The organism is Myxococcus sp. AB056 (assembly GCF_006547365.1).
In the GTDB taxonomy this organism is placed as follows: Bacteria; Myxococcota; Myxococcia; order Myxococcales; family Myxococcaceae; genus Myxococcus; species Myxococcus virescens.
This window is the reverse complement of the sequence record NZ_VHLB01000043.1, coordinates 57,765-72,019: the sequence shown is the minus strand read 5'-3', so window position 1 is coordinate 72,019 and position 14,255 is coordinate 57,765. Positions and strand designations below refer to the sequence as shown.

Annotated in this window: 6 protein-coding genes; 3 read left to right on the top strand and 3 right to left on the bottom strand. The window is 69.1% G+C overall.

The features are described from left to right. On the top strand, positions 1–1,337 hold a 1,337-nt coding region (locus FMP39_RS19855; protein WP_141591898.1), incomplete at its 5' end, for an RCC1 repeat-containing protein. Positions 1,338–1,446: 109 nt separating this feature from the next. On the opposite strand, the gene FMP39_RS19850 is transcribed toward FMP39_RS19855, so the two are convergent. Both FMP39_RS19850 and FMP39_RS19845 read right to left on the bottom strand, forming a co-directional pair. Then, positions 1,447–2,196, bottom strand: a complete 750-nt coding sequence (locus FMP39_RS19850; RefSeq protein WP_141591897.1) for a ferredoxin--NADP reductase — start codon at positions 2,194–2,196, stop codon at positions 1,447–1,449. Positions 2,197–2,378: 182 nt separating this feature from the next. After that, complete coding sequence (locus tag FMP39_RS19845) at positions 2,379–3,569, bottom strand: hypothetical protein (RefSeq protein ID WP_141591896.1); 1,191 nt, start codon at positions 3,567–3,569, stop codon at positions 2,379–2,381. A 1,178-nt stretch (positions 3,570–4,747) separates the two neighbouring features. Here FMP39_RS19845 and FMP39_RS19840 point away from each other — a divergent pair. After that, positions 4,748–6,418, top strand: coding sequence for an MXAN_5453 family MXYO-CTERM-anchored protein (locus tag FMP39_RS19840; protein WP_141591894.1), 1,671 nt, complete (start codon positions 4,748–4,750; stop codon positions 6,416–6,418). 131 nt (positions 6,419–6,549) lie between these two features. After that, positions 6,550–11,460 (top strand): myxosortase-dependent M36 family metallopeptidase, encoded by a 4,911-nt coding sequence (locus tag FMP39_RS19835; RefSeq protein ID WP_141591893.1) that lies wholly within the window; start codon positions 6,550–6,552, stop codon positions 11,458–11,460. Between the two features lie 129 nt (positions 11,461–11,589). Here the strand turns inward: FMP39_RS19835 and FMP39_RS19830 are convergent, their stop codons facing one another. After that, positions 11,590–13,821 (bottom strand): hypothetical protein, encoded by a 2,232-nt coding sequence (locus FMP39_RS19830; protein ID WP_141591892.1) that lies wholly within the window; start codon positions 13,819–13,821, stop codon positions 11,590–11,592. Positions 13,822–14,255: the final 434 nt, after the last annotated feature.

Genomic DNA, 14,255 nt, shown 5'->3' with positions numbered 1-14,255 from the left:
CCGCCCCCACCCTCATCGAAAGCTCGCAGTCCGCCCACCAGGTATCGGCCGGGCAGACGGTCACCTTCCACGTCACCGGAAGGGATGACCTGGCGTGCCCGCTTCAGTTCTCCTGGGACGCCAGCTCGGGCCCCCTGGGGAGTCCGGAGACCTCCGCCGCGACGAGTGATGTGACATGGACAGCTCCGCAGTGCGTGCTCTGGAGCTCCGAGGTCACCATCACCCTGACGGTCACGAACACCGCCCGGCTCTCCACCTCCAAGTCCTTCACGGTGTCCGCCCCGCGATGCCCGGGCCCCGTGGTCTCGGGGGGTGTCTCACACTCGCTGGCCATTCGTGGCAATGGCACCCTATGGAGCTGGGGGCACAACTCCTTCGGCCAGCTCGGCGATGGGACGAACGCCACGCGCCACGCCCCCGTGCAGGTGCCGGGGTTGACCGACGCTACGGCCGTCGCAGGGGGCCACGCCCACTCGCTGGCCTCACGCGCCGACGGCACCGTCTGGGCCTGGGGGCTCAACGGCGGCGCGCTCGGTGATGGGACGACCTCCATCCAGTACGCCCCTGTGCAGGTATCCGGGTTGACCGGCGCCATCTCCGTTGCCGCGGGCTCCAGCTTCTCGCTGGCCCTGCGCGCCGACGGCACCGTCTGGGCCTGGGGGATGAACGGGAGCGGCGAGCTCGGCGACGGGACGACCACCGATCGCCTGACCCCGGTGCGAGTGTCTGGCTTGAGCAACATCACCGCGCTCGCCGCGGGCACCGGCCATTCACTGGCCCTGAGCGCCGACGGCACCGTCTGGGCCTGGGGACTCAACTTCAATGGCGAGCTCGGCGACGGAACGACCGTCAGCCGCCCCCACCCCGTGCAGGTGCCCGGGCTGACCGGCGTCATCGCCGTGGCCGCGGGCATGTACCATTCGCTGGCCTTGCGCAACGACGGCACCGTCTGGGCCTGGGGATGGAACCTGAAAGGGGAGCTCGGTGATGGGACGACCACCCAGCGAGAGAGCCCCACGCAGGTGCCCGGGGTCACGGGTGCCATCGCCGTGGCCGCGGGTGGCTACCATTCGCTGGCCCTGCTGAGCGACAACACCCTCCGGGCCTGGGGCGAGAACGAAGATCGGCAGCTCGGCGACGGGACGAATACCGACCGCCATACCGCCGTACAGGTCTCCGGGCTGACCGGCGTCACGTCCGTCTTCGCGGGCGGCGGCCATTCACTCGTCCTGCGTAACGACCAGGCGGTGTGGGCCTTTGGCTCCGATGTTTCCGGCCAGCTCGGAGATGGGAACCCGCCGTCCGGCCACGGTCCCGTCCAGGTCTCCCTGCCGTGACACCGTGAGGGAAGCCGGTGCCCGGCGGTGGAACCTCGAGTCCGCCGCCGGTGCCCCTCCGGCGCGAGGTGGCGCACCGCACCGTCATTCAATGAGGCGTGGCGGGGGCTCAACGACTGACGAAGGCCTTCTCGATGAGGAAGTCGCCGCGCTCGTGTGAGTCGCCTTCCTGGAAGCCGAAGCCTTCGAGAATGGTCGCGGTCTCCTTGATCATCTCGTGGCTGCCGCAGATGACGACGCGGTCGTGCTCGGGGGAGAGCGGCTTCGCGCGAAGCAGGTCGGTGATTCGGCCCTGATTGCGGAACGGCTCGCGCGTGACGGTCGGAAAGTACGTCAGCCTCTCCCGCACGAGTTCACCGAGGTACGGGTCGTTCGGCAGCACCTCTTCGAAGAACTTCGAGTACGAGAGGTCGCTGACGTGACGACAGCCGTGCATCACGGTGACGTGCTCGAAGCGCTCCCAGGTTTCGGGGTCTTTCACCATGCTCAGGAACGGCGCGAGGCCGGTGCCGGTGGCGAGCATCCACAGGTGACGGCCCGGCCTGAGGTTCGCGACGGTGAGCGTGCCCACCGCCTTCGTGCCCACCAGCACCTGATCGCCCGGAGCGACCTTCTGAAGTCGCGAGGTGAGCGGGCCGTCCTGGAGCTTGATGGAGTAGAACTCGAGCGTGTCGTCGTAGTTCGCGCTCGCCATCGAGTACGCACGCATGAGCGGGCGACCTTCGACCTCGAGGCCCATCATCACGAACTGACCGTTCTGGAATCGGAAGCCGCTGTCACGCGTGCAGACGATGGAGAAGAGACGGTCAGACCAGTGTTGCACCGAGAGCACACGCTCGGTCGTGAAACCAGTGGCCATGGTTCAGACTAGCTCCTTGTGAGTGGTGCCCCCATTGCCATGTGCCCGCCAGGCTGTCCTCCTTTTGCCAATGTATTGGCACAAGGCCAACACGCTGGCGCGCGGGTCATTCGCGGCGCCATGCCACCGCGGAAGGCACCACTGCCCGGCCCACGTGAGGGACCGGGCAATGGCGGAGAGGACTAGAGGCCGTCGTGGTAGCAGAAGCCGTGGCCGCGGTCGAAGCCGCCACCGGGGAGCGCGAAGTTCATGTAACCCAGCTCATCGCCCGGGCCACACTCGGAGCGGGCGCGGTGGTAGGGGTAGCACTCGCCCTTGCCGTCGCGGTTCAGGTCGGCACACACACCACGCGCGCCCTCGGTGCCACAGTAATTCGCGAAGCCCAGGCTGCAGATCTCACCCGTCAGCGCGGGGTCGAACGTGAAGCCGTTCTGCTCGAGGACGGACTGCTCGGTGCACAGGCCGTACACGCCGCACATGGTGCCGGAGGGGCAGCCGGGGTTGGGCGCCATGAAGTCACACGTCTTGAGGCACTGGGCGTTCTCCGACAACAGGTCGGTGCAGGCGAAGCCCTGCTCGCAATCCGTCGAGGCCAGTTCGGACTCGCTCGCCGCCGCGGTCTTCGTGCAGGCCTCTCCCTGGACCTTGGCCCCCAGCGCACGCTCCAGCGTGCCGTCGGAGGCGACGTAGTCATTCGGGACGCAGGTAGTGCCCGGCAGGTTCGCCGTCAGCGAGCCCTGGCGAGGGTCGCACCCATCCTGGCGCACCGTGTTCCACGTCGCGAAGCGAATCCACCGGCACTCACCGCCCGGAACCACCGCGCTGCCCCAGTACGGCGCGTTGAGGGGCGGGGCATCCACCGACTCACGCAGCGTCACGTTCGTCAGGGCGCCAATGGTCTGCTGCGGCGACACCTTCACCGCGAGCAGGAGCGTACCCGCGTCGGCGACGAAGAACTTCTCCGCGGGCGAGCCCTCATCCTGATAGCCGAAGACGCAGCGATCACAGGTGAAGGTGTTGCCTCCACCCACGGACAGGTCATACACGCCGGGCGCCGTGTTCACGTCCAGGCGGATGCGCGCCGGGTCCGGGAACGCCGGGTCGCCAAAGTTGTTGAAGTTGCCGCGGTACGTCGGCTGCGGTGAGTACATCGTCGGCGTCAGCCCGATGCCGTTGGCCAGCTCCCCCATCGTGATTTCGGTGCAGCCCGCGGGAGGTTGGAGCTGCTGCGCCTGCGCCTTCACGGCCTCGATGGCGTCCTGTTCGGGCGCCGGCTTCCGCGCCTCCTGTCCACAGCCCACCAGACCGGCCAGCAGCACCGCGCTCCACCTCATTCCCTTCACGTTCGCTGCCTTGACAACAGGGAACGACATATCGTGTCTCCGATTCCCCTCAGACGATGTCTGAGTTTCTCTGCCCGGACGCGCCGGGACCTGGTGAACGCCAATTCACGTGATGTAGGTGAAGCAGCGCTTTGGCCGTCAACGGGCGAGATGGAGGTTCGAAAAGCAGGGATGCCGGCCAGGGAAATAGACTAGCGAAATCCCGTCACAACTCGAAAGCCATACGAAGCTCAAGGAGGCGGGCTATTGCAACGGGATTGAAAAAGACCACTGGAGGATGACACGCGGGCTGTGCGCCGGACCGGACGCCGCTTCGCCTCCGCCGCGTTGGGAGCGGCGGTGGGGGCATTGCCGAGCTCGCGTACGTCCGATGTCAGCAACGCCCGTACGTCCGTGCGCAGAACGTTGCGCCCGCGATTGAGCCGCGAAGCGTCCTTCACCAGCAACTCCTTCAGCCTGCGCTCACCATCCCACGCACCTCCCCTCCTCCCGCGACCTGGCGACCTGCTCATGGGCGAGGAGGCGTTCGGAAGCATCCGGCAGCGTGATTCGCAGCACCAGCCTGCGGCCCCAAGAGGGCGGTGTGCTCCTTGGGGGGCACCGCCCGCCGTGCCCAGGAGCTGACCACGCGGGAGAACGGCCACGTTCTCGTCCTCCAAATGTCATTTCAAGACATGGCGGATATTTTGAGCTAGCCGCCATATCCACGCTTCCACGATTCAATCAAAAACCACGACTGAACCATGAATACACGACGCAGCGCGCCGCGCCAGATGCGGCGGAGACGGGACGCGTCGCGCAGGCGCCAGACACCTCGGACCCGCCAGATGTGCAACTGGCGATACATTTGCAACGCGCATTCGCCACACAAACAGTGCGGGCCATCCGTCGGAGCAGCTGTTCCGGTTTCTCACCGCTCCGCGGCGTGTATCGGCCCGGATTCCCGTTGAAATGCCCCGTTCCAGCACGAGCCAGACACCCCTGACCCACTGCCGCGTCGCACGCTGCGAGTGAATCAATTTGTAATCAACGACGCTCCTGCTAATCGTGTGTAGCAACTTTGCGAACAGGCCGTGACGAATGCGGTCCTCGTGACGGGCGCGGCGCGCCCGGAGCGACGGTCCCATGGGGGGACGGGGTCCTGCGCGGGAAACCGGCAGTACAGCCCTCCATGGTGGTGGGCTACCTGCCTTGGAAAGGTGGCACGCATGACTCGTGGTGCATCGCTGAAGAGCAGTCGTCGGACCGTCGCTCCCACACACGACCTGAAGCGTGGCGTGATGCTGGGTGCGTTCCTGCTGGCGGGAGCAGCCTCGGCCGAGCTACCGGACTACACGTTCCAGTTGCAAGCGCGCACCAACCTGGCCGTCAACACGGAGGAGGGCTCCTACAACGTCGAATTGGGCAGCCTCACCTCCGGCGGCAGCTATTTCGTTCCCATCACCGCGGACCGGCAGCTGGCCTTCCAGCTCGCCATCACGCTGGAGGGACGTCCGGGCGTCTGGTACGGCCAGAACGGCGAGGGCGGCCGCATCTACCTGCTCCCTGACGGCCTGGGGCCGGATGCACGCCTTGGCGAGGTCAGCCTCAACTCGCACCGGCAGTTGGTCTTCTCCGTCACCGGGACGAATGACGCGTCGAAGAACGGCATCTACGTGCTGAACGCGGACGAACCCGACGCGCCGCCGCAGATCGTCCGCTCGCCGCTGGGCTCCTCCAGTTGGTCCAGCCTGGTCATGAACGAGGCGGGGCAGATGGCCGCCCGAGTCACGCTGAGCACGGGCTACGCCTACGTGCTGTACACGCCCAATACGACGGGCGGCTTCGACGCGAAGGTGCTCGCGGCGGAGAAGTACGTCGACCCGGGCTACCCCTACACGTTCCTCTACTCCCCGGGCGTGAACGACCTGGGGCAGATCGCCGCGGCGGTGGACCTGCAAGCGCCCACCTCCAGCGCCTGGTACCAGGAGCTGCGCATCTTCAACCCGGATGGGACGTCGCAGGTCATCGCGGACACGCGCGGGCACAACCCGGACTCCAACATCTTCCGCTTCGCCGCCGTGCAGCCCGCCATCAACAACCTGGGCCAGGTGGCCATCCAGGCCACGCTGCTGGAGGCGGCTGGGCGGCAGAGCACCGCCATCCTCCTGTGGGATGGCAACGAGCTGAAGGTGGTCGCGAAGAACGGAATGGACGTGCCGGGCGAGCCCGGCGAAGCCATCGGGACGGTGGAGGTATTCCCGCCCGACATCAACGACCGCGGACACGTGGTCTTCCGGGCCACGCGCAAGTCGGACGGGTTCCGCGCGGTGTGGGTGGGTGACGGCGAGAACTTGAAGCGCGTGGTCACCGAGCACGACATCCTCCCCTCGGACAAGGGTGACGCCCGGGTGGACCAGGAGACCCCCTCCAACCCGGTGTTCTCCGGCATGCCGAGCATCAACCGCCACAGCGACATCAGCTTCGGCGTGGGCCTGGCCCCGCCGGAGACGGACCAGGTGGAATGGGGCACCGCCGTCTACATCGCCCAGTCCTCGCTCTGGACGCCGGACGCCCCGGACGCGGGCACCGACCCCGAGCCCGACGCGGGCACCGAGCCCGACGCCGGCACGGAGCCCGACGCGGGCACCGAGCCTGACGCCGGCACCGAGCCCGACGCCGGCACCGAGCCTGACGCCGGCACCGAGCCCGACGCGGGCACCACCCCGCCGGACGCGGGCCCGGGCACCCCCGAGCCGCAGCCCAACCCGGAGTCGGACAGCGGCTGCGGCTGCCAGTCCACCTCGGCCGCCGGCCTCTGGCCCTTCGCGCTCGCGGGCCTGGCGGGCCTGACGCGCCGCCGCTCGCTGAAGCGCCGCGAGCAGGCCCCGCGCGACTGACGCCCGCTCCTTCCCTTTCGCGGGGGCGCGCCCGAAGGCGGCGCGGCCCCGCAACCACTTCGCAACGTCGGGGGGCGCGGCCTGTCTGGGTCGCGCCCCCTGTTGTCTCTACCCTCCTCTCCGGAAGAACGATGCATCTCAGGAAGCAGTGGCTCACCCATGTCCTGCTGGCGTCATGTCTTGGCACCAGCGCCTCGGCCGCTCCACGGTCGAACTTCGACGCCTTCCTCGCGCGGCCCGGCAGCACACCACTCGCCGTGGGCGATGAGCAGGCCCATGCCCGCGGCCTGCGAGTCGAGCACACGGAGGCACGGCTCGGCGTCCCCTCCGTCCTCTGGACCATGCAGTCCGGCCCGGGCCTGCAGACCGCGGCCCGCGCTGGCACCCGCCCCGAGGACGCGGCGCGCGCCTACCTGGGCCAGGTCGCGGACCTCTACCGGCTGAAGCGGGAAGACGTCTCCGCCGCGCCGTTGCAGTCCGTACACCAGACGGGCAAGGGCGCCGTCATCGTGACCTTCCGCCAGGCGGTGGATGGCGTGGAGGTGTTCCGCAGCGAGGTGAAGGTGGTGATGACGCAGGCGCTCGCGCCCGTGGCCGTCACTGGCTACCTCGCGCCGAGCGAGCTCACCCTCGCGGCCCGGCAGCGCACCGGCGCGAACGCCTTCCAGCGCTCCGCGGCGGACGCCGTGGCGGCGGCGTACTCGGACCAGAGCGGCACCCCGCTGGGGGCGCACGCATTCATCGCCGTGGACTCCCGCGGCGGCTACACGCTGTTCGACTTCGAGCCCGGCGTGCGCACCGTGATGCCCGGCCAGCTCGTCGTTCCCGCGCGCGCGAAGAAGGTCTTCTTCACCCTGCCCGACGGCCTGCGGCCCGCCTGGTACGTGGAGGTCAACGCGGGCCCCAAGAGCAGCAAGGACTCGGACTACACCTCCTACGTCATCTCAGCCACGGACGGCGCGGTGCTCTTCCGCAATGACCTGCGTGCCCACGCCGCGGAGCAGACGTACCGGTACACCGTCTGGGCGGAGACGGCCGCGCCGTACCGCCCGTTCGACGGCCCCCAGGGGTCCGCCGGCTCCCCCTACCCCCGGCAGGAGCTGGACGGCTACGACGCCCCGCTGGACGTGGCGCCCAACGTCGTGGAGCTGCGGAACAGCCCCTTCTCGCGGAACGACCCGTGGCTGCCCGCCAACGCCACGCAGACCGTGGGCAACAACGTGGACGCCTACGTGGACCTGGTGGCGCCGGACGGCTACCAGCCAGGCTCGGACCTGCGCGCGGACATCACCGGTGAGCGCGCCTTCGACTACGTCTACGACCCCCACCGTGCCCCGGGCTCCAGCATCGAGCAGATGAAGGCCTCGGTGGTGAACCTCTTCTTCATCAACAACTTCCTGCACGACTGGTACTACGACGCGGGCTTCGACGAGGCCTCCGGCAACGCGCAGATGCAGAACTTCAACCGTGGCGGCATCGAAGGTGACCCGCTGCGCGTCGAGGGGCAGGACTACAACGGCCGCAACAACGCCAACATGGCCACGCCGGCGGACGGCATCTCGCCCCGCATGCAGATGTATGTCTTCGACGGCCTGCCCATCCTCCAGGTGACGGCCCCCGCATCGCTGGCCCGCGGCTACGTGAACGGGGACAGCCGCTTCGGGGCCCAGGAGTACACGCTGGACGGTCCGGTGCGGGTGCTCGCGCCCACGGGACGGACACTCGGCTGCACGCCCTTCGAGGCGGGCACGTTCGCCGGCCACGTGGCGCTGCTCGACCGCGGCGCCTGCGACTTCATCACCAAGGCGCTGAACGCGCAGAACGCCGGCGCCACCGCGGTCCTCGTGGCCAACACCAATGCCGGTGAGGGCCCCCTCTCCATGAGCGGAGACGACGCGCGCGTCACCGTACCCGTGGCCTCCATCTCCCGGGAGACGGCGGACCTCTGGAAGGCGGAGGTGGCCGCCAACGCGAGCACCCTCCAGGTGCGCCTGCACCGCTCCAAGGACCTGGACCGCGACGGCACGCTCGACAACACCATCATCGCCCACGAGTGGGGCCACTACATCAGCAACCGCCTCATCGGTAACGCCAGCGGCCTCACCAACAACCAGGGTCGCTCCATGGGCGAAGGCTGGGCGGACGTGCACGCGCTGCTGATGATGGTGCGTGAAGGGGACGACTACGCGCGCGGCGCCTACGCCGTCGGCGGCTACGTTTCAGGTGGTGGCGGCGGTGACGGCTACTACTACGGCGTGCGCCGCGCGCCCTACGCCACCGCACCGACGCTGGCGTCGAGCCGCAACGCGCTGACCTTCCGGCACATCGAGAACGGCAATCCCCTGCCGACGAGCCACCCGCTCGCCTACGGCCAGGCGGGCCTCGGCAACTCCGCCGTGCACAGCAGCGGCGAGGTGTGGGCCTCCATGCTCTGGGAGTGCTACGTGTCGCTCCTCCAGGCCCACCCCTTCCAGGAGGCCCAGGACCGCATGAAGCGCTACCTGGTCGCCGGGTACAAGGCCACGCCCGTCTCCCCCACCTTCCTCGAGGCGCGCGACGCGCTGCTCGCGGTCACCGCCGCGAGCGACCCGGCCGACTACCAGCGCTTCCTCCAGGCCTTCGCCAAGCGCGGTGCCGGCATGGGCGCGAAGGCGCCGGACCGTGACTCCATGGACCACGTGGGCGTGGTGGAGAGCTTCGCGGCGGGCAACTTCCTCGAGGTCACCTCCCTGCGGCTCGATGACGCCCTGGAGGGCTGCGACCAGGACGGCGTGCTCGACGTGGGCGAGACGGGCCTGCTGCGCGTGAGCGTGCGCAACGTGGGCAGCGGTTCGCTGGGCGCCTTCTCCGGCACCGTCTCCACCACCAGCAGCACGGCCACGCTGGAGTTCCCCTCGGGCAACACCCTGACCTTCAGCTCGATGGGCCGCGGCGGCACGGCCACCGCCACCCTCCCGGTGAAGCTGACCGCCGCGCAGCCGAACGCACACGCCGGCCTGAGCATCACCTTCGACGAGCCCTCGCTCCCCGCCAGCGCGAGCAGCACGACGTTTGACCCCCGGGTGAACTACGACGACGTGCCCGGCGCGACGGCGGAGGACGACTTCGAGGGCGCCCTGTCGTCGTGGACCTCGTCCACGTGGCTCAACCCCTACGGCGAGGCGGACTGGAAGGTCCAGGGCCCGGAAGGCGGGCGCTACATGCACGCGCCCAACCCGGCGGTCCAGGCGGACCTCTTCCTCGCCTCCCCGTGGCTGAAGGTGAATGAGACCGGCTCGTTCACGTTCAGCTTCCGCTACCGCCACTCGTTCGAGTCCGACATCTACCCCGGCGGCTCCATCTTCCCGTACTACGACGGCGCCGTCCTCGAGTTCACCCACGACGGCCTGCAGTGGTACGACATCGCCGCGTTGGGCGTGGCCTCCATCTACTCCATCGACCCGATGGACGGCTCCCCGGGCTACATCGAGCAGGGGCCCAACCCGCTGATGTACCGCAACGCATGGGTGGGCCAGAACGTCACGCAGGAGAACGGCAGGACGGTGCGCTTCCCGGAGTGGTCCACCGCCGAGCTGCGGCTGGCGGACATGTTCGCCGGCAAGAACGTCCAGTTCCGCTTCCGCATCGGCGCGGACACCGCGGTGGGCGCGTACGGCTTCGACCTGGACGACGTGCGCTTCACCAACGTGGAGCGCATGCCCTTCGGCGGCCGGGTGGACGAGCAGGGCGACGGCACCACGTGCAACCAGCGGCCGGTGGCCAACGCCGGGCGAGACCTCGGCAGCCCCATCGCCCCGGTGCTCGAACGCGTGAGGAACGCCGAAACGGGGGAACTGGAGCTCGTGCGCCACACGCTGGACGGCACCGCCAGCTATGACCCGGAGGGCCAGCCCCTCACCTACCACTGGACGCAGGTGAGCGGGCCGGCGGTCACCCTGGTGGACGCGGACACGGCCACCCCGTCGTTCACCGCGGATGTGCCCGACGACTCCATCCTGACGTTCCAGCTCGTGGTGCGCGATGGCATGGAGACCAGCGCGGCACGCCAGGTCCAGGCCTGGGTGCTCAACGTCAACCGCGTCCCCACGGCGGTGGTGACCGCGCCGGCGGAGGTGGCGGAGTTCTCCTCGGAGCCCGTGACGCTGGACGCCCGTGGCTCGAACGACCCGGACGGGGAGCGCATCACCTACAAGTGGGCGCAGACGTCCGGCCCCGCCGTCGCGCTCAAGGCGAGCTCCGGCGCCACGCCGAGCTTCGTGGTGCCCGAGGTGGCCGCTGATACGAAGCTCACCTTCACGCTGGTGGTGAACGACGGCAGGGCCCAGAGCAAGACGGCCACCGTGACGGTGATGGTGCGCAACGTCGACCGGGCGCCCGTGGCGGATGCGGGCTCGGAGCAGGTGGTGGACCCGCTGGCCACCGCGAGCCTCAGCGCGACGGCGGTGGACCCGGACGGGGATGCCCTCACCTGGACGTGGCGTCAGGTGGAGGGCCCCGCGGTGGAGCTGCAGGGAGCCGACACGGCCACCCCGTCGTTCACCGCCCCCGAGGTGCGGGCGGAGACGGTGCTGCGCTTCGAGGCCATCGCCAGCGCGAACGGGCTGTCCAGCGCCCCGATGACGGCGACGGTGACGGTGCGGCACGCCAACAAGGCGCCCCAGGCCCTTCCGCGGCTGGTGGGTGACGCTCGGTCGGGGGCGCAGGTGACGCTCGACGCGTCCGCGTCCAGCGACCCGGATGGCGACGCCCTCACCTTCGGCTGGAAGCAGGTGGCGGGACCGTCCGTCACCCTCTCCGCGTCCGAGGGTGCGCAGGTGACGTTCCGCGCGCCCGAGGTGAAGCAGGCCGTGACGCTGCACTTCGAGCTCACCGCGACGGACGCCCGCGGCGGCGCCAGCACGGCGGTGCTCGGGGTGACGGTGCAGCCGGCTTCTAGCGGCTCCTCGGGTGGCTGCTCCAGCACGGGCGGCTCATCGCCTGGGCTGCTGCTCTCCCTGTTCGGGCTGCTCGCGGGAGCCGTTCGTACCCGGCGACGCGCGTAGCGGCATCCGTCCCCCTGTCGCGGTGGAGGGATTCGCTCCTCCGCACAGGGAGCACCGATGAAAAAGAGGGCCGCGCCCCCTGCATGGGAGCGCGGCCCTCGCTGCTTCAGGGGCGCGTCGCCAGCCTGACTACGGCCGGGCCGGGTTCTCCTCGCCGAAGCTGGACGTCTCCGAGAAGGCCCAGTCCACCATCGAGTGGGTGTCAGCCCCCTGATAGCGGAACACGCTCTGGGTGTTCTCCGCCACCACGCCCCAGTCCACCGAGACGTCGAGCGCCGTCAGCGGAGCGCTGTCATAGGCGCACGGCACCGGGGTGGCCGTCTCACCGCGGCAGTCCACCGGACTCCAGTGCCCCTCCGCCTGGGCGGCCCGGAGGACGACGGGGTAGTTGGCCGGACGGGCGGCGGTCATGCTCTTGTGGGAGAAGGCCACCACGTCCTGCGTGTCGCCCTGCGGATTCGCGAGGCGCAGCAGACGGTCATTGAAGGTCGGATGGCTGCTGGTCCCCGTCACGACGTCCCACGCCCCCGGGTAGAACGTCTCGTACGTCTTCTCGTCCTTGGACAGGGTGTCATTGCCCGCAGCGAGCTCGGCCGAGTTCGGACGGAAGTGGATGACGATGAGGTCGCCCGCGGCCACCGTCACGTCCGGCAGGGTCGCCAGCCGGGACACGCTGGTGGCCTCCTCGGTGAGCGTGATGCCCTCGATGGCCCCTGCCGTCACGGCCTTGAGCTCGATGAGGTCGCGGTTGTTCGTCGCGGAGACGCCCGTGGTGATGTTCGGGTTCACCTCGTTGATGATGAGCAGCGCCGGTACCCGGTAGCCCTTGAAGGTGGCCGTCCCACTCACGCTGACACCGGTGTAGCTCTTCACCGACGGGTCCACCGACAGCGCGTACTGCGTGCCGGGCTCCTGGGCGGTCGTGGTGAGCACCAGGGTCTTCTCGTCGAGGGTGTAGGCCGTGGCGGTCAGCCCGCTGTCGCCGAAGGTGAACTGGGTCGCCACATCCGCGAGGGTGCCTGGGTCGATGCCGGGCTCGAACGTCACGCGCAACTGCGTGGGCGACAGCGGGACCACGGTCTGCACCTTCAGGGTGACCGCCGTTTCCGAGCAATCCACCGAGAAGTCCGACAGCGAGAAGGCCGTCACCAGGGGCATGGGGTAGTACGGCGTCTGGGGATTGGGGGTGTTGGTCGCGTCGTCGTAGCGCCACATCACGCCCGCCTCGACGGAGACCCGGCAGTTCAGCCCGACACCGATGAGGTCGGCCAGCTCGGTGGGCATGCGCAGCCGCGGCCCCAACCCGCCCGTGATCGGGGTCCCGTCCATCGCGAACTGCGCGACCTTGTAGCCGGTTCCCGCCTGCTTGCCGGCACCCGCCGTGGTGGTCACCCTGCCGGTCACCCGGACGAGCCGGCTCTCGTAAGTGTCGAGGTTCACCACCGCGTCGTCGGTGACGTGCGTCACCAGGCCGCCGTCCGCCGCGAGCTTCCGCACAGGGTGGCCCGAGCTCAGCTTCTGGAAGTCGGAGATGACGCTCGCGGTGTCCAGCTTGTAGTCCGCGGCGGTGTTGCCGGACTGGAGGAGCTTCGTGACCACCTTGAAGGAGACCCGGTCCCCCACGGCCACCTGCGCCTCGTCGGAGTGGCTGACGAACAACGCGGGGCCCTCCGCCGTGGCCTGCACGAAGAAGCCGCGGGGCTCAACGCTCTCCGGAGTGATGGCGGTGACGAAGGCGCCGTGAATGGACAGCGGCTCGGGCAGGTCGCCCGTGGGGGCCGCGTGGAAGGCGGCAATCTGCGCGTTCGCCTCGTCGAGCCCCGTCAACGTCTCGCACCTTCCAGCGGCGTTGCAGCTCTGCCGCGCGGAGCACTGGCTGTTGTCGATGCACTCCACGCACTCGCCCTGCCCGTTGTCCCGAGCGGTGTCGCACAGTGGCGTCTCACCACCGCACTGCGCGCTCTCGGTGCAGCCGCACACGTTGTTGTCGCTGCACACCGGCTGGGCGTCGTTGGCGCAGTGGCTGCTCTCCAGACACTCCACGCACACGCCCGGGGTCCCGAGCTTGCATTGAGGCGTGCCCTCGGCACACTCGGCGTTGCTGCCGCAGCCCTCGCACACGCCGAGACCGCCGTTGCCGCCAGCGTTGCAGACCTGTCCCGTCAGACAGCCCTGGGCGCTGCCATCGGCGCCCTCGAGACACGTCTTGCAGCTCTTGCTGGTGATGTCACAGACAGGCGTATCACCGCCGCACTGCGCGTCGCTCAAGCACTGGACGCACACGCCACGTCCGTTGTCCGCCGACTCGTCGCACACGGTACCGCTGCCACATCCTGCTGCGCAGGGCGAGTCGTCGGGCACGCATTTCTCCTCGACGCACACGTACGGGGTCGCCCCCGTCGACGCACAGTCCGATGAGGTCTCGCACTCGGGCGAGCAACCCGTCACCCCGAGGGCAACGGCCAGCACGCCGAGTGCAGCCAAGACACTTCGCTGTCTGTTCATGTTGGGTATCTCCAGGTTGGCTGCGCAATTCTCATACGCGCCGCCGCAGCAAGCGTCCATGCACTTGGCCTCCAACGCGGCCCAGTGGATGTGTCACGCGCCGGAGTCACACCGCTTGTGCATCAGGAACCGTCGGCGAGTGCTGATGGCATGCGTGGCTTTGGCGGGCCACGCAGCGGATGTCGCCGTCACTGGATGTGTTTAGATAGAGAGTGGCGCCAGACTTGTGACTCATGAAAGGCCGGAGACCCTCCAGCACGCTCTGCGTCACGGCCTGACGCGCCGCCTCC

What these genes read in the sequence shown, in the direction of transcription:
- FMP39_RS19850 (WP_141591897.1), bottom strand. Translation starts at nt 2,196, where the DNA reads ATGGCCACTGGTTTCACGACCGAGCGTGTGCTCTCGGTGCAACACTGG.
- FMP39_RS19840 (WP_141591894.1), top strand. Translation starts at nt 4,748, where the DNA reads ATGACTCGTGGTGCATCGCTGAAGAGCAGTCGTCGGACCGTCGCTCCC.
- FMP39_RS19835 (WP_141591893.1), top strand. Translation starts at nt 6,550, where the DNA reads ATGCATCTCAGGAAGCAGTGGCTCACCCATGTCCTGCTGGCGTCATGT.
- FMP39_RS19845 (WP_141591896.1), bottom strand. Translation starts at nt 3,569, where the DNA reads ATGTCGTTCCCTGTTGTCAAGGCAGCGAACGTGAAGGGAATGAGGTGG.